A 16466-nucleotide genomic window follows, 5' to 3' on the forward strand; every position below is an offset into this window, starting at 1 on the left:
TTCTCCTGTTAAATCGGGAACAGTGGGTGGTTAAAGAAGCGCGTCAGCCATCCTGCCGCATTCGCATCACTGAGCGCACCACGCCCGGCATACGAAATACGTGCGTTAGCAATACGTTGGGACGAAACCGTGTTGGCCTGGGACACATCTTCTGGCCTGACCAGGCCAGACACTCTCATGTATTCGTCGCCCTGGTTGAGCGTCAGCCATTTTTCACCACGTACTTCCATCACGCCATTGGGTAAGACTTTATGCACCGCAACGGTAATGGCGCCGCGCAACATGTTTTGCTGTGCAGAATTAGCCGCACCTTTGAAGTTACGATCGCCACTGATAGAGGCGCTGGCTTTATCCAGCGTTTTACCGAACACTTCCGGCACGCCTATCGTCACGTCGTTTTCTTTACCAAAATTGGTGGTGGCCTGCTTGCTGGACTGGGTGGACTCATCCAGGTTGACGGTCAGAATATCCCCCACACGATAGGCGCGGCGATCCTGAACTAAGGACCAACTGTAACCGCTGTTATACAAGCCGCCGCCTGAAACAGCAGGCGTTACTGCCGCCAGTTCCTCCGGTGGTGCGTAGGCCGCATCGTCTTTCTTAACGAAAAGAGCCGGGCTTTCACACCCCGCCAAAACCAGGGCCAACAGCCCAACAAGCATTTTCTTTTTCATTTCCATTCACTTCTTAATCGCAATCCCTGCGTTTTATAGCGTTTGTGTGACGAACTTCAGCATGTCATCAGCCGCGGAAACCATTTTGGCGTTCATTTCGTAGGCACGCTGAACGGTGATCATATCGACCATCTCTTCCACCACTTGCACGTTGGAACCTTCCAGTGTTCCCTGCTCAAGTTGCCCTAATGCTTCTTCACCAGGAACACCTTCAACGGGTGCACCACTGGCAGCGGTTTCACGATACATATTGCCGCCAATTGCTGAAAGACCGGCCGGGTTCACAAAGTTAACCAGCGTGATTTGCCCAAGTTCCACCGGATCCACTTCATCAGCCACCAGCACAGAAACGGTACCGTCTTTAGCGATGTTCACCTCTTTGGTGTTCACTGGCAGTTCGATCTGTGGGATCAGTGGTTGCCCTTGTGCTGTCGTGACAACACCTTCACTGTTCACTTGCAGATTGCCCGAACGGGTATAGCCCACGGTGCCATCTGACATTTCAATCTGGAAGAAGCCTTGACCGGCAATCGCCACATCCATTTTTTGGTTGGTGACTTGCATACTGCCCACGGTAAAGGACTTCTGCGTCCCGACCACTTTTACCCCGCTGCCATATTGCATGCCGCCCGGTGTCGCAGTGTCTTGATTTGCCTGCACGCCAGGCGCACGCATGTTCTGATAAAACAAGTCTTCAAAAACGACGCGGTCGCGTTTAAACCCGGTGGTATTCACGTTAGCGAGGTTATTGGAAACCGCATTCATTTTGGCGTCCTGCGCCGCAAGACCGGTTTTACTGATCCATAATGCTGGATTCATTCTTTATTCCCTTAATAGTCAAATCAGGTATTACGGAGTACGCGATTTCCAGCTTGTGCAAGATCCTCTGCCACTTTCATCATTTTGATCTGCGCTTCAAAACTACGATTGAGGGACATATTGGAGATCATTTCGCTGATGGCAGAAACGTTGCTGCTTTCCAGATGTTTGCTGGCAAGCGAAACGGTTTCACTGCGTGGTTCAGTGCGGTTGCTGCTTATCAAAAAACCGTTGTTATCTTTGCTTAGCTGGTTAGTTGCCACATCAACCAACTTGATACGGTCAACATCCATCAACGCGTTAATATCCCCGTCCTGAGGAACGATGGAAATTGTGCCGTCGTCAGCAATAGAGACTTGTGCAAACGGTGGCAGAACAATTGGCCCGCCCTCGCCCATCACCGGCTGGCCGCTTATGGTCAGATCGCCATCTTCGCTGACGTTGATATGCCCGTTACGGGTATAGACCTCTTTGCCGCCCATTTGGAGGGCAATCAGCCCATTACCCACAATACCGACATCCAAATCACGGCCGGTTTCTTCAAGCGACCCTGATGCCATATCTACGCCGCCGCTGGCGTTTTGCACCATATAACGGGAATCATAACCACTGCCTGAAACCTTCGAGGACATTGCTTTATCCAGGTCGCCACGAAAGCCACTGGTATTCACGTTGGAGAGGTTATTGGCGTGTACCTGCTGCTGCATCAGGCTGCGGCTGGCACCACTCATCGCGGTATAAATGAGATGATCCATTACACAGCCTGCATTAGAGCGTTCATCATGTTGTCATTGGTGCTAATCACTTTGGTATTAGCCTGGTAGTTACGCTGAGCGCTCATTAAACCAACCAGTTCAGAGGTCAAATCGACGTTGGACTCCTCCAGCGCATTGGATTTGATGTAACCCAGAAGACCGCTGCCTGGCGCACCAATTAACGGTGAACCAGAGGAACCGGTTTGTGCCCATGTCGTGCCATCTTGGGATTGCAGGCCATTCGGGTTCGCAAAGTTGGCAATGATGAGCTGCCCCTGCAACATGCGCTCTCCGTTGGAGAAGGTGGCATAAACGTTGCCTTTTTCATCGACCTGCTGCCCGGTACGCTCACCCGATGCGTAACCATCACCCTGATTGCGGCTTACGGAGAAATCAGAGCCATATTGGGTGGTGCCGGCGTAATTTAGTTTGATTTGGATTGGTGACGCACCGGTAGGTGCAAACGCCAAATCTCTCGAAGTAGACCCATCAGCAAAGTTCGCCATATTTCCGTTAGTGCCGAATTTAATATCGTTCTCACCAATGCTGTTGCCATCCATGTAATAGTGGACTTTCCATTGGTTTTCAACGGTATCACTCTTAACGAAGTATTGCGTTAAGGTATGCTCGCGGCCCAGAGAATCAAAGATCTGTGTGGTATAGGTGTTGTTAAAAGAGGTGTCATCTGTTGGGGAGAATTTTTTACCCGGCGCTTTTGCATTGGCATCAAAGTTCGCAGTAAAGCCTACATTTGAGGTCGCTTTCGCCGGAATAGAACCGCTCATAATGCTCAGATTACTGACCGTACCCACCTGCAAATTACCGTTAGCATCGACAGGATAACCCTGCATGTTCATACCGAGGTTATTGACCAGGTTGCCGTCTTTGTCAGTACCAAAATAACCAGCACGGGTGTAAGAGGTGGTGCCGGTGGTATCGCGCACCACAAAGAAGCCGTTACCAGAAATCGCCAAATCCAGCGAGTTGCTGGAACTAATGATATTGCCGCCGCGGGTAATACTTTGCGTGACGCCAGTCACGCCCACGCCCAAAGGCTGAGACTGTGCATAAAGAGCGGAAAACTCCGCACGCCCGGACTTGTATCCCACCGTTCCGGTGTTGGCGATATTATTACTGATGGCCCCAAGCTGCTGGCTAATAGCGTTAAGACCTGACGTTGCGATACTAAAACTCATGATTTCATCCTGATTACAAAAGTTGTTACGTCCGACGTGTGCCGGAAGCCTGTCCACCAAACTGACTGATACTGCTGTACGGGACTTCTCCAAGTCCGGCGATTTTCAGCATCGTGACGCCGCCTTTTAATGGGATACGCACGTTGCTGACTGTGCCGCCAATTTCCATAGGAATGGATTTTTCGGCGGTATCGGTCACAGCACTCAGAGTGTATTTGCCTTCCGGCAGACCCAGTTTTTTAGCATCGAGTGTGAAATCCACTAGTCCGGCCTGTTGGCGGCCCAAATCAATCTTGTGTTCGTTGCCGCTGGCGTCTTTAACATGCACCGTTACCGACGATGCCGGGTGTTCCAGCGTCAGACGGCCATTGAGTACCGAGTCGCCCTGCAATTCCACACGGTCGGTTTGCACCATCACGTTTTGACCGACCAGATTGGCCGTAGTCAGCGTCTGCAAGTTGTCCATCATGATGCTGCTGTTTTGCATCAGACTGGCGACCTTCTCCATCGACTGCACCTGAGAAAGCTGTGCAAGTTGTCCGACATATTCCGTACCATCGGTTGGATTGAGCGGGTCCTGGTTTTGCACCTGAGCTACCAGCAATTTCAGGAACATGTCATTCATACCTGATGCCGATTGCCCATTAGGGGAAATAGAACTTCCGCTGGTATCAGTCGCGTAAGTTGAGGTATCCGTTACATTCATCAATTACACCTCGCCCAGACGCAGCACGCTTTGCTGCATGCTTTTGACATTACTGAGAACTTCAGCACTGGTTTCAAAACCGCGAGATGCCGACATCATGTCTGCCATCTCTTCCACCACGTTGATATCCGGGTAATAAACGTAACCTTCGTTGTTCGCCATCGGGTGATGCGGCTCGTAGCGTGAAACAGCCTGGCCGGTTTCTACCACATCCATAATCTGCACACGGGCACCTGCAAAGGCGTTATTTCCGGCGAGTTGGCTATTCTGGTAGATAGACGCAAAAACGGGGCGGCGTGCTTTATACACCGTGTCAGCACTTGCCGACGCGGCATCGGCGTTAGCCATGTTACTGGCGATGGTGTTCAACCTGACGGTTTGCGCCGTCATCGCAGAACTAGAGATTCGATAAATGTCCGTAAAAGCCATACTTTCTTCCTGAACGAATTATTTGCCTTCGATGGCAGCCCGCAATCCCGAAAATTTCATTTTCAGAAACGTCAGGCTCATTTGGTAGTCCATGCTGTTCTTCGCGAATGCAGCCTGCTCTACATCCAGTGCCACCGTATTCCCATCCGCAGACGGTTGATAAGGCAGACGATATTTCACCTCGGTTTGCGCTCCCGGAAACAACGACTGTTTTGAACGTTGCATCTGCGCGGCAAAATCAATATCTTTAGCCTTGAAATTAGGGGTATCCACGTTGGCAAGATTGGTGGATAACAGCTCTGCCCTGGTCAGTCTGAGCTGCAATGCCTGTGGATGTACGCCTAATGCCTTGTCAAAACTAATGCTCACTGTCACTCCTTACAGTCTTGCGTCCTCTGTACTCCTGGCGCAGATTTCTCTCAGAGGAATCTTGCAATCAATGACATTTAAAGCAATTAACATGCCAGGTTTATAACAACATGATTTTCAAACGGATAACTTCATCCCCCTCACCAATGAGGAAAAACATCTTCCGCCTGCTTTTTATCGGGCTGAGCCTCGTATGCAGTGCATCGCATGCCGCAGATGCGACTCATCAGTTGGATAAAATCTCCAGAAAAAGCGCCCAGGCGGAAATCAAAGAGATGGCGCATAATCAAGGCTGGGGAAAATATGACTTACAGCTTGAAACGGTTCTTCCTACCGAAGCTTCAACATTGCCAGTATGCAAAAAAAATCCTGTAGCAACGCCGACTGCCAGACGCACGTTGTACCGGCTTCGCTATGATGTCACCTGCCCAGACGCACAAGGCTGGACGCAGACGGTAGCAGTAAAAACAGTGGTCAATCTGCCTATCGTTATTGCCATGGAAACGCTGGAACGCGGACGTGTAATTGATACAAAGGATGTGGCTCTTAAGGTTCAGGATATTGCCCCACTCAATGCCCAGTTCTTTACCACGACAGATGAAGCTATTGGCCAAACGGTGAAGCGCCGTATTACATCCGCGCAGATTGTAAATTCCGCGCAGTTAGAACAACCCGTCATGGTTGAGCGTGGACAAAGTGTGTTGATGGTGGCTCGCCAGAACGACATCGAAGCCAGTACTTCGGGAGAAGCTATGAAACAGGGGCGTAAAGGGGATGTGATTCGAGTGAAGAACACCAGCAGCCAGCGCACCGTTGATGCAGTAGTGGTATCGCCTGGTGTGGTGCATATTCTTGTCGCTACTCGATAATCGTCATTATTTATTGAAGGATTAAAGTTTTCGGTAATTTCCGTCGCTTTATACTGACAGAAGAAAATCTTTGCAGATGAACCTGGTATACCTCGGGAGAGAAAAATGAAAATTAACCAAAACCACTACTCGCAAATCCAGCCGACGCAAAACAGCCAGGCCACCAAAGAATTAAGTGAAACGAAAGCGTCAGCACCTCTTCGCAGTACACCGATTGCAGCCGTTGACCCTGTTTTGGGTGATGCTCAGAAAGCACTGCAAAACCTGCCAGAAGTAGACATGGCCCGCGTAACGGAAATGAAGCAAGCCATCAGCAGTGGGCAATTGCACGTCAATCTTGATGACTTGACGCTTTCTATTCAGAAATACTTTCAACGGTAACGAACATGACAACAACAGGCCAACGGATGACCGCTTTGTTGCAGGATATGGTGCAGGACAGACAGCGCTATATCTCGCTAAAGAATTTACTGGAAGAGCAACGCACACTTTTGCTTGAGCGCAATAGCGAAAAGCTAGAAAAAATGAGTGAGCAATTGCTTGAAATATATAATTTATTATCTGAGAGCGCTGAACGCAGGGCTACAACTTTAGTTTCTTTAGGTGTAACAGCATCAATCGAGGGGGTTAATAAATTATTTAGCCACTTAGATGTAGAGAAAAAAAATAAGATATCTGTTTTACTTAATGACATCCATCAGCAGGCTAAAACATGTCAGTTACTGAATGAAAGAAATGGCATGGTTTTGCAGATGCAAATGGATACCTTCGCTAATATCATTAATAATTCTGAAGTTGACTGTGGGATTTATCAAGCGAATTAAACGAATTACCCGACAATGATCTTACCCTCCAATAGTGGACATGCGACAAAGTGAGTAAACTCTCAACCGAAGATGACTCATGGCAAAACCAGTATCAGCCAGCAAGAAGTCCCGCAAACAAAATACATCTGAACTCCGCAACAAAACCCTGAAGCTTGCAGCGCGCATAGATGTTACTGCCGAAGCCAGGGAACTCAGTTTGTATGAATGCTAAAGGTTACGGCTATGACAATGTCTACGTGGAAAGCTTCTTCACTCCCTGAGTGATGGATTGTATTCACGGAGAACACTTTGCCAGCAAGGTTATAATGCGCTCAACAGTGTTTAATTATATCTAGCGTGATTACAATCTCTGGCGTCGCCACAGTGCGTTTGGTGGTCTCAGTCCGGAACAATTTGAAAACCAGGATTTCTCTTAGGGCTAGGCCCACATTGCGTGGCTAGGATACACGACCTACATCCGCTAAATCTGGACATAACCTGCTTCCTTCAGCGCCTGAAGTTTGACAACCGCACCACATTGTATTGGCTGTGTCTCTGGATCAAATACATTGCTCTTGCCGAACTTCCCTTTGCTATAGTTTTCAGATTGACGGGCTTGCCTGCACTTTCTACTTCCTTATGAAACGGAAGCCAACCTTCCCACTAAACACAAAATCATTCATATCATATTGAAATTTAATAAAATAAAATAATGGCACGAATATTGCTTTTATAATTTAAAAGCTACCTTGTCTTTTATTAAAGATGGTCAACCATACAAGAATGATGAATCAGATTACAGTTACGAAACCTTTCATGCCGCCGTTAGAAGAATATATAAAATCATTAGAGGTGATATGGGAATCAAAAAATCTCACTAACGGTGGACCCTTTCACCAGCAGTTTGAGGCTGCGCTAGCTGAGTATCTGAATGTGCCGTATATAAGCCTGTTCAATAACGCGACGATGGCATTAATTGTTGCTATGCAGGCGTTGCGTGTACAAGGAGAAGTAATCACTACGCCCTATTCTTTTGTAGCAACGGCGCATAGCGTTATCTGGAACCACCTAACACCTGTCTTTGTCGATATCGAACCTGATACGTGCTGTATGGATCCTACGAAAATCGAACAGGCCATTACCTCAAAAACCAGCTTGATTCTGCCAGTACATGTTTATGGTCGTACCTGCAACACCTCAGCCATTGGAGAAATCGCGAATAATTATGGTCTGCGTTGTATCTATGATGCTGCTCATGCGTTTGGCGTCAAAGATGAGGGCGGCTCGATATTGCGTCATGGCGATTTATCAATTCTGAGCTTTCATGCCACAAAGGTCTTTAACACATTTGAAGGTGGCGCTATCGCTTGTAACGATTTGAACCTGAAAAAACGTATTGATTATCTTAAGAATTTTGGTTTTGCCAGTGAAACTAAAGTGGTTGCATCGGGTATTAATGGCAAAATGAATGAGCTTCAGGCGGCTTTTGGGCTGCTGCAACTTAATTATATTGATGAGGCTATTTCCCGACGTAAAAGTATCGATCATATGTATCGCGAGCTTTTAACGGGGACGTCAGGAATTGCCCTGCCGCAAGAATGGGATTCTGAATCCCATAACTACAGCTATTTCCCGATCTTTGTTGGTGGTGAATATCCACTCTCTCGCGATGCACTGTACGACAAATTAAAAGCCGCAGGTGTTCATGCGCGTCGCTACTTTTACCCACTGATTTCAAACATGCCTATGTACAGCAAGTGCTCAGGAGCTAAGGAGCGGGACTTACCTGTTGCGAATGCCATGGCTTCTCAAGTGCTGTGTCTTCCTCTGTACCCTGACTTATCCTTTAGCGAAGTTTTAAAAATCGTTGGGCTGGTGAAGTAAGATGAATGTACTCATATTTCCGGCGGGAACCGAAATTGGTCGTGAGATCTGGCTGTCGTTGCGCTATGTTAAAGAGATGAATCTTTTTCTTGGTGGAGCGCATTATGAAAATCATGCGCTCTATTACAATCAGGAATACTTTGTCCTTCCTTCAGTAAATGAATCCAATTGGTTGAGTGAGCTGCAAAAATGCATCGCAGAAAATAAAATTGATTACATTTTTCCAGCTCATGATGATGCCATTGTTGCGCTGGTAAACCAGCGTGAAAACATCAACGCGGTTGTACTTAGCCCCGAAGTTGACGTGTGCAATATCACACGTTCTAAAACGTCTACTTATCGCTTATTTGAAGATGTTATTCGTGTGCCTAAAATATTTTCTGAGACTGATGAAATCAGTTACTGGCCGGTTTTTGTTAAGCCGGATAGAGGACAAGGTTCGCAGGGGGCGATGCGTGTGGAAACAAGTGAGCAGCTTGCGATTCTACTAAAAAAAACTCCAGAAAATATTATTTGCGAATACCTTCCTGGAGAAGAATTCACCGTCGACTGTTTTTCTGACCGGAAAAAAGGCTTGCTTTTCTGTCAGCCCAGAACGCGGGAAAGAATTCGTAATGGCATTGCCATGAGCTCCACAATCGTCGAACTTGAAGGCATTGGGGATATTGCTCAGAAAATATCTGCCAAGCTTTCTCTGCGCGGCGCTTGGTTTTTCCAGGTTAAACGTTCTGCTTCAGGTGAACTGGTATTGCTTGAAATTGCACCACGTATTGCAGGGACGATGGCGCTCAATCGTGCCCGCGGAATTAACTTCCCGCTGTTGACGATTTATGAAAGTCAGCTTACTGATGTTGGACTTTATGCCTTACCTGGCAACGTGAAAATAAGCCGTGGGCTTATCAACCGATATCGTACGGATATCATCTGGCAACACGTCTATGTTGATTTTGATGATACAATTATTATCAACGGCAATTTAAACCTCTCGCTAATACAGTTCCTATATCAGGCAGTAAATGCGAAACAGACCATCACACTAATTTCCAGACACAAAGGCGATCTGCATGCCGAATTAGAAAAGTGGCGAATTGGTTCTCTTTTTGATCAGGTAATTCATTTAACGAGTGATGAGAAAAAATCACAGTTTATTACTCATTACAGCAGCATATTCATAGATGACAGTTTTGCAGAACGCAGTGAAGTACATCAACGCACCGGTATTCCTGTGTTTGATACAAGTATGGTCGAGTTATTAATCAATGAGTAATATTATTACATTTGGTACGTTTGATGTTTTTCACGTCGGCCATTTAAATATATTAAAACGAGCAAAAAGCTTGGGCAATAGATTGTTTGTTGGCGTGTCCTCTGATGCATTAAACTTTCAGAAAAAAGGCCGTTATCCTGTCTATGAAGAATATGACAGAATGTCGATTATTTCAGGCATTAAATACGTTGATGTAGTATTCCTCGAAGAGTCATTGGATCTGAAAGTCAGCTATATTCAGAAATACAATGCCGATATTTTGGTTATGGGCGATGACTGGAAAGGTAAATTCGATCATTTTTCTAGTTTTGCAAAAATAATTTACCTAGAACGTACGCCTACCGTCTCAACAACCTCAATTATTGAGGTGATTAAAAAGTGTTAATTATCATCAGCCCCGCAGTGGGGCTGATGATTTTCTGCTAAGGGGCGTTAGTTATTGCATCAATAATTACTTGAGCCGAGCGAACGCCAGCATTCCCGTCGTTAAATGCATCGCAATATTCTATTTTTATACGAGAAATTTCCCTAGTATTATTATCCCTCGGATAGTCACCTGACAAATAGCGACGAATGTCGTCCATCTCCATTGCTACGGGTAAATACTGACGAACCAGTTGCTCCGGGCTATCGCAGGTGCTGAATGTCCTGTTATTTTTCAAAAGATCAGGCATTTCCGCCCAATCCAGCAGGATGATGCTCTTGTCCGCATTGATCGCATCAAAAATGAAACCACTATTATCACTGATAACATAGTCAGCGATTTCCAGCAGTTGAAAGATCGATGTTTTCTCTTGCACAATATCCCTGAGAAAACGTTTGGCTATTTTAAGTGCCTGTCTTTCACTCATTTTATATAACGTCCCGTGATGTAATTTGGTAATGATATTGTATTCATTTCTAAGCCTACTCAGTTTTTTAGCCCAATGAGGTAACGAACTGAGTTCACCGTAAGTTGGGGCATAGAGTATGGTTGGTTTTGCAGGATCCATTTTAAGATAGTCCAACTCTACTTTGGAATAGTTTCTTTTATGCCAGTCATCGAAACGCGGATTACCGACAATTTTAGTATGTTCGGGCAGAGCAAGCGCGTCATATGTATATTTGCTATAGCATAAAATACGGTGGTATTTTTTATTCCATGCCGCATGGTTCCATTCGTTTTTAGCTAAACCATACACTGCACGCACATGAACTTTCGCAATATCCTCGGCATAAGATAGATAATATGGTGTAATTAGTGCATCATATATCTTTCCATTTTTTAATACAGAGGAAAGTAAAATAAATCCCAGTTCAGGAATCTCTATTGTGCTGAGAAAACTCAACATATTGTTCACGAACCCATCTTCTATTAAGTCATTGATGATTACCTGGCACTCGGAATTATCATTCAGCAAGGCGAGGATAATATTACGATAAACCTCATAATGAAATGAAGTTTCCATCAAAAACCCAATGCAATGTTTTTTACAATTAGCATCCTCAATCATAGTTAATTTCCCTTCGCAGCATAAGATTGAATATGGTGATGTTTATTATTGATAAAAGTATCCAGAACCCCTTTCATCTCCGGGTAACTTTTCGTTATGGCATCCAATGTGGCCGGATAGATGATGCTTTTATAATGAGGATGACACTTATCGTGTGTTTTTTTCATAATCCTGTCAGGATTGTAACGCAAATTTCCCACTTTATCCTCGGTAAACAAATTGAGCAAATTAAAATGATTTCCTGGATCCATTGTCCATGAATACATTTCATAGCCATTCACAGTTTTCATCAGATGAAAGTAATCAGAAGTGACACTATAACCTTTGCGCAACGCTTGATTCTTTTTACTTTCTGGTTGGGCTGCGGATAAGTTTCGGCTGAAACAGTATTTTCTACCGCCATTTAAATCAAACGTCGGGGCTGATACCAGATCGGTATCGGGAATATTTACCAGACTAAGCACAATTTTCTTAATATCTACCATACTGATTAGGTGATTAATATCTGTGCTAGACATTCCAGGATGATAAATAAAAGCTGGGGTATGAATAAGTGATGTGTATGGTTCGATGGCATGAGTATAACCGCCGTTAGCACCGTGGGTCCAGAAATCATCACCATGATCGCCATACGCAATTACAATAGTATTATTCAGCTGATTATATTTCATTAACAAACGAAATAGCTCTCCGGTCGATCGATCGAGATTGGCCCAGCCGCGATGCCAGTAATCAATGCCATGTTGTCCCATTTTTTTTCTGTCAAAACAGCAAATATGGCTAGTTGGGTTCCAGAAGTAGAGCGCCAGTGGAGATGTTGGAGATTGCAGATGGGCTTCAACTTTAGAAATCATATCTTGGCAAATATCTTCCCAGATATACTGTTCATTGTTATGTTCGCGCCAGACCTCGCTCAACTTATCCCATCCTGTAGGAGACTCTGTTCCCAGAGTCTCATAACCCTCAGTTTTGAGAATATTGAAAATATTGCGGCATGTTTTGTTTACCGTCATCTCATCTCCAAACACCCGGTTATGCTCAAGCAACATATCATCACCGTGCAGTAAGTCGCTCATAGCCATGAATGTTGACGTCGCACTTGAAAAGAAACGATTAAGACGAATTGATTTTTGATATATTGTGTTGATAGCAGGAAACCATTGCCTGTTAGCAAAAATCTGTTGGTTTAGGCTTTCCATATGAATAAAAACGACATTAGGTTTCATTACTGTATCCAATATTATAGGAGCCATAGTAGGATTAAAGATTCTCTAATCGGAGTTTCATTTCTCTCATAACGGTAAGTTTCTCTTTGTCATGATGACTGTTCTGAAGCTTTATTTTATAGAGCTCAATCAGGATATTAAGGCGAGTATCACAATGTAAAATAGCTATTGATAAATGCAAGAGTGTTTCTGCAGTTATGCCATCATCAATTAAAAATTTAAATTTTAAAAAATGTAGTAATGGGTCATAAGGCCTTTTTTGAAGAAGAATATCCACATCTTGTCTGTTCAGCAGCATATTCCTGGTATATTGTTTCCAGCGTAGATCCATCGCTCGTGGCCAGGACTGCTCTTGCTGCCATTCATCCATTATTTTCATACGATTCAGATACATAAGCTGTTCTCTGTCGTTTCTGAACCAGGTGTTATTCCCATGGCGTCGATAGCATGCAACGTTTTTCTTATCCGAAACAAATGGGCCACATTTTGCCAACTTCAGAAACATATCCCAGTCTTCCTGTATCAAGTCAGGATCAGAGCGTGATATTGTGCGAAATGCAGAGGTTCGAATTAAGCAACCGATATAAAGAAGTGGATTACCATTGATAAGTAAAAAATCGAAATGATCGCCATTTACGAAATGTGTGATGTAATTTCGGCGGCAGTTATTTTCGAGTAGTAATTGTATTCCGCCATAGCAAAGCGAAGCATCAGGATTTCTTTCTAACAGTTTAACTTGGTTCGCAATTTTATCTGGAAAAATATAGTCATCAGAATCTACTACTGCGATATATTTTCCTTGTGCTGTCAGCATCGCTTCGATAATGGGTTTGCTATCGTTCTTTACTTTCATGGAGTAATAATTGGTTTTTCTCTCAATAAAATTAAAATTATATTTCTTTTGATATTTTTTTATGATGTATTGTGAGCCGTCGGTAGAAGCATCATCAACGACAATAACTTCGATATTTTTATACGATTGTGCAAAAACGCTATCCAGTGCTTCGCCAATATATTTGCTGTGATTGTAGCTTGTTATAACGATGCTAACTAAAGGACCCATAGTTGACTCCACGTGTTAAAAAACAATATATGCAAATATCGTGCCAGTATTTTTAACCTAAATTATCATTAGGTTATACGGATAGGCGGAAAAGCTTCTTCCTCTCGTAACTATCCCGAGTTCGTGAAGCTTAATTAACCCAATTAAGGGTTTGGTTGTATCTACCTGTGGTCGAGTACCGTCATTGGCTGGTCGATGTCGCCTTGTATAACGGCACAATTTGCCTGCGACATACTGCAAATAGGACTCTGGCGGCGTAAACACTCAAAAAAATGTCATTATTCACGCGGACCGTGGCTGGCAATACTGTTTATCAGAGCTTACTGAAACGCCATAAACTGCTCGGCAGTATAAGTGCTAAAGGTTGCTGCTTTAACAATGCCTGCGTGGAAAGCTTCTTTCACTCCCCCTAGGTAGAATGCATTCACGGAGAACACTTTGCCAGCAGAGATATAATGCGCACAACAGTGTTTAGCGTGATTACAATCTCCGCCGTTACAGTGCGTGTTGAAATGGTCGATGCAACGCTAACCTAAAACGAGGAGGTTGTTGCCATGAAACGAAGAGTGCGCATTAACTACACGTCGGAACAGAAAGCGATTATTTGGGACAGATATAAGGAAGGTGATTTCCTGAATGACATAGCCAGAATGTTCGACAGATATAACTTTTTAGTTATGCCCACTCACTAGTCAGGTGGATATAATCCTCCCACCCGAATATGGCGCAGGCTGTCTCTTTCGCCTGACGAAAGGGAAGATATATCCAGAGGGCTGGCAGCAAAAATCAGCAACAGGGAGATAGTCAGAAAATTATCAAGAGCGTTCTCGACTATTAACCGCGAGATCCACAGACACGGCAGTTTAAAACAATATCGCGCAGCACATGCTGACAAACAGCATGGGAAAATGCCCTGTCGCCTAAACCCTGTAACTTAATTGAATGCCCCGCATTATGTATAGCCGTTGCAGAGAAAATGCATTATGGCTGGTCGCCAGAACCAATCGACGGTTGGCTTAAACTCTGTTATCCCGACAACCAGAAAATGCATATGTCACGAAAAGACTTTTAAAGCGCTTTTTATACAACGCGGGGAGCTTTATAAAAAGAGCTGCAGCAGTGCCTCAGAAATGAAAGAACAGTACGTAAATCTAGAGCGGCATCACTTAAAGGGTAGAGATCAGGTTCAATCTCGGATGCGATACCCATCATCTGATGTTACAGACAGAGCCATACTAGATCACTGGGAGGGAGATCTGGTATAAGGTTCTAAAAACTCATATATTGTCACGGTGGTAAAACGCAATTCCAGCTTTGTTATGTTGCCAAAATGAGTGACAACAAGACAGCCAAAGTCATATCCGTACTCATTTAAGAAACCCAATATTTACCTGTTGAACTGTATAAATCATTAACTTGGGATCGAGGGGTAGAAATGACTAATCACACCCTTTTTACCATAACGATAGATATTCAGGTCTATTTTTGTGATCCTCAATTTCCCAGACAACTTGGATCTAATGAAAATACAAAAGGTTACTAACACAGTATTTCCCAAGAGGAACTGACTTATCAGTTCGCAGCCAACAACGATTAAATAGCGTCGCCAAATAACTTAATGAGGGAACGAGAGAATGCTAAACTATGAATCATACGCAGAATTTTTTAATAAGATGTGTTGCATCCATCAGTTGAACTCACAAATATTAGCGGGAATATTATTCCCGCATGATAATTATAATAAAGCGAAGCCGCTGAGTAAAAAACGCTCAGAATCCTGCTTTGTATTAACTTTCATATTCTTTACTTTATCATCCCATTCAAAATAAGCACTAATCAGAGTCACAATTTGTTCCCTGTCATACCCTGCTATTTCTTGGCAGTAAATAGAGATAATCATTTTCAAACGAAAAATATGTTCGGACAACTGGAAGAAAGATGTGCCATAGTTTTCATTAGTATCAGGAAATGTATTATTATAAATAATATAAACTAATAGATTAGTTAAGATCTCTTGGTGCCGATTGAAAAATCCTTCACCCTGTTGCCACCCAAACTGGATCTGTTGTAGTCGTTCAGCGAGTCGTTCATCATTTAAGATAGTCAACTCACTTAACTTCAATATAAATGCCATTTTATGTTCGAGAGGACGATTAATATTTAACTTAATTTTGCCAATTTCTTTAAGCGCTGTTAACCGAATTTGAATTATTTCTGGCAACTGGTTCATCTGTTTCTGGAGCTGATTATTATCTGCCAGTGACAATAGATTGCGAAAAAGATCATCAAGCATACTGATATCAGAAACAACTTCATTATTGTCGCTATGTACCTTGCTCAATAAAACACCAATTAGATAGATTTTTTGTTCTAATGAGATAGCAGGGTGAGTTGCAAAATTAATACACAACTGGTTAATAACTTCTAAACTAGGGTTGAATAATAAAGACGATTCACTAGCAATCTTACTTTCATGTAAAATAAAAGCTTGCGGATTTAATAATATTTCTTTTGCCGCAGTTTGACACGATAAAGAGAGACTTTCCCGCTGTTGATTTTTCCAGGTTAAAGTTACATATGGGTAACCCTCACCTTCTTTCAGGCAATTCTGGCATTGGCATTTCTTATTATTCTCTTTAAATCTTTTTACATATTCAGGCTGGTAATTGTCAATAAGTTCCATTTATATTATCTCCTATATAACGTGTAAATTTGTTTTCTTAATTATGCTTTTTTCTGAAAAAAGTATGGGTGATGTCCGTACTGACACCATCTGTATAAGTATCCTGATCCGACATATACGCAAAGCTTGGATAAAAACCTAGCCACAGATCTTGTTTCATTTTTATCTGCCAGGCGGCATTCAGGGATGTCTTTTCATCTCTTGTCATGCGATAAAGATCTATCAGA

The 16466-nt window shown here is 43.7% G+C and carries 17 protein-coding genes and 4 pseudogenes; 9 read left to right on the forward strand and 12 right to left on the reverse strand.

Annotation, left to right across the window (positions count from 1 at the left end; all coding sequences use genetic code 11):
* Positions 1–8: 8 nt before the first annotated feature.
* From flgH to M979_RS12645, 7 genes are read right to left on the reverse strand one after another with little or no spacing between them, the layout of a single operon-like run.
* The gene (flgH, locus tag M979_RS12615; protein ID WP_064555148.1) at positions 9–674 is read right to left on the reverse strand and encodes a flagellar basal body L-ring protein FlgH; all 666 of its coding nucleotides are present in this window, start codon (positions 672–674) and stop codon (positions 9–11) included.
* Positions 675–707: 33 nt separating this feature from the next.
* Positions 708–1493, reverse strand: a complete 786-nt coding sequence (gene flgG, locus M979_RS12620; RefSeq protein WP_064555132.1) for a flagellar basal-body rod protein FlgG — start codon at positions 1491–1493, stop codon at positions 708–710.
* A gap of 23 nt (positions 1494–1516) precedes the next feature.
* Positions 1517–2248, reverse strand: a complete 732-nt coding sequence (locus tag M979_RS12625) for a flagellar basal body rod protein FlgF (protein ID WP_064555133.1) — start codon at positions 2246–2248, stop codon at positions 1517–1519.
* On the reverse strand, positions 2248–3444 hold the full coding sequence (gene flgE, locus M979_RS12630) for a flagellar hook protein FlgE (RefSeq protein WP_064555134.1): 1197 nt from the start codon (positions 3442–3444) through the stop codon (positions 2248–2250). The genes M979_RS12625 and flgE overlap by 1 nt, the downstream gene beginning before the upstream one ends.
* Before the next feature lie 25 nt (positions 3445–3469).
* Positions 3470–4150, reverse strand: coding sequence for a flagellar hook assembly protein FlgD (gene flgD, locus M979_RS12635; RefSeq protein WP_064555135.1), 681 nt, complete (start codon positions 4148–4150; stop codon positions 3470–3472).
* 3 nt (positions 4151–4153) lie between these two features.
* On the reverse strand, positions 4154–4579 hold the full coding sequence (flgC, locus tag M979_RS12640; protein ID WP_034457366.1) for a flagellar basal body rod protein FlgC: 426 nt from the start codon (positions 4577–4579) through the stop codon (positions 4154–4156).
* A gap of 18 nt (positions 4580–4597) precedes the next feature.
* Positions 4598–4948 carry a flagellar basal body protein gene (locus tag M979_RS12645; RefSeq protein WP_034457367.1) on the reverse strand — a complete coding sequence of 117 codons (351 nt, stop codon included), beginning with the start codon at positions 4946–4948 and terminating at the stop codon, positions 4598–4600.
* A gap of 275 nt (positions 4949–5223) precedes the next feature.
* Here M979_RS12645 and flgA point away from each other — a divergent pair, with 275 nt between their 5' ends.
* The 7 genes and pseudogenes from flgA to M979_RS12675 all read left to right on the forward strand — a co-directional run bounded on the left by flgA (position 5224) and on the right by M979_RS12675 (position 10159).
* On the forward strand, positions 5224–5817 hold the full coding sequence (flgA, locus tag M979_RS12650; RefSeq protein ID WP_280643563.1) for a flagellar basal body P-ring formation chaperone FlgA: 594 nt from the start codon (positions 5224–5226) through the stop codon (positions 5815–5817).
* A gap of 105 nt (positions 5818–5922) precedes the next feature.
* Positions 5923–6198: a flagellar biosynthesis anti-sigma factor FlgM gene (locus tag M979_RS12655; protein WP_064555137.1), complete on the forward strand. Its 276-nt coding sequence runs from the start codon at positions 5923–5925 to the stop codon at positions 6196–6198.
* Positions 6199–6203: 5 nt separating this feature from the next.
* Positions 6204–6641, forward strand: coding sequence for a flagellar export chaperone FlgN (flgN, locus tag M979_RS12660; RefSeq protein ID WP_064555138.1), 438 nt, complete (start codon positions 6204–6206; stop codon positions 6639–6641).
* 203 nt (positions 6642–6844) lie between these two features.
* Positions 6845–7060: pseudogene (locus M979_RS23820) on the forward strand (IS3 family transposase); the annotation flags it as partial.
* Positions 7061–7409: 349 nt separating this feature from the next.
* Positions 7410–8507, forward strand: coding sequence for a DegT/DnrJ/EryC1/StrS family aminotransferase (locus M979_RS12665; protein WP_280643564.1), 1098 nt, complete (start codon positions 7410–7412; stop codon positions 8505–8507).
* A gap of 1 nt (position 8508) precedes the next feature.
* Complete coding sequence (locus tag M979_RS12670; protein ID WP_064555140.1) at positions 8509–9774, forward strand: ATP-grasp domain-containing protein; 1266 nt, start codon at positions 8509–8511, stop codon at positions 9772–9774.
* On the forward strand, positions 9767–10159 hold the full coding sequence (locus tag M979_RS12675; protein ID WP_064555141.1) for an FAD synthase family protein: 393 nt from the start codon (positions 9767–9769) through the stop codon (positions 10157–10159). Before M979_RS12670 ends, M979_RS12675 begins: the two co-directional genes overlap by 8 nt.
* Positions 10160–10196: 37 nt before the next feature.
* On the opposite strand, the gene M979_RS12680 is transcribed toward M979_RS12675, so the two are convergent.
* The 3 genes from M979_RS12680 to M979_RS12690 are packed head-to-tail and all read right to left on the reverse strand — an operon-like array spanning position 10197 to position 13556.
* Complete coding sequence (locus M979_RS12680; RefSeq protein WP_064555142.1) at positions 10197–11267, reverse strand: CDP-glycerol glycerophosphotransferase family protein; 1071 nt, start codon at positions 11265–11267, stop codon at positions 10197–10199.
* Positions 11268–11269: 2 nt separating this feature from the next.
* On the reverse strand, positions 11270–12493 hold the full coding sequence (locus tag M979_RS12685) for a sulfatase-like hydrolase/transferase (protein ID WP_064555143.1): 1224 nt from the start codon (positions 12491–12493) through the stop codon (positions 11270–11272).
* A 34-nt stretch (positions 12494–12527) separates the two neighbouring features.
* On the reverse strand, positions 12528–13556 hold the full coding sequence (locus M979_RS12690; RefSeq protein WP_064555144.1) for a glycosyltransferase family 2 protein: 1029 nt from the start codon (positions 13554–13556) through the stop codon (positions 12528–12530).
* A 159-nt stretch (positions 13557–13715) separates the two neighbouring features.
* Here M979_RS12690 and M979_RS23340 point away from each other — a divergent pair.
* Positions 13716–14038: pseudogene (locus M979_RS23340) on the forward strand (DDE-type integrase/transposase/recombinase); the annotation flags it as partial.
* A 72-nt stretch (positions 14039–14110) separates the two neighbouring features.
* Positions 14111–15251: pseudogene (locus M979_RS23025) on the forward strand (IS30 family transposase).
* A gap of 40 nt (positions 15252–15291) precedes the next feature.
* On the opposite strand, the gene M979_RS12700 reads toward M979_RS23025, so the two are convergent.
* Both M979_RS12700 and M979_RS23620 read right to left on the reverse strand, forming a co-directional pair.
* Positions 15292–16239, reverse strand: a complete 948-nt coding sequence (locus M979_RS12700) for a hypothetical protein (RefSeq protein ID WP_064555145.1) — start codon at positions 16237–16239, stop codon at positions 15292–15294.
* A gap of 37 nt (positions 16240–16276) precedes the next feature.
* Positions 16277–16466, reverse strand: a pseudogene (locus tag M979_RS23620) (glycosyltransferase family 2 protein); the annotation flags it as partial.

The sequence above is a fragment of the Buttiauxella noackiae ATCC 51607 genome (genome assembly GCF_001654865.1).
GTDB classification, from domain to species: Bacteria; Pseudomonadota; Gammaproteobacteria; order Enterobacterales; family Enterobacteriaceae; genus Buttiauxella; species Buttiauxella noackiae.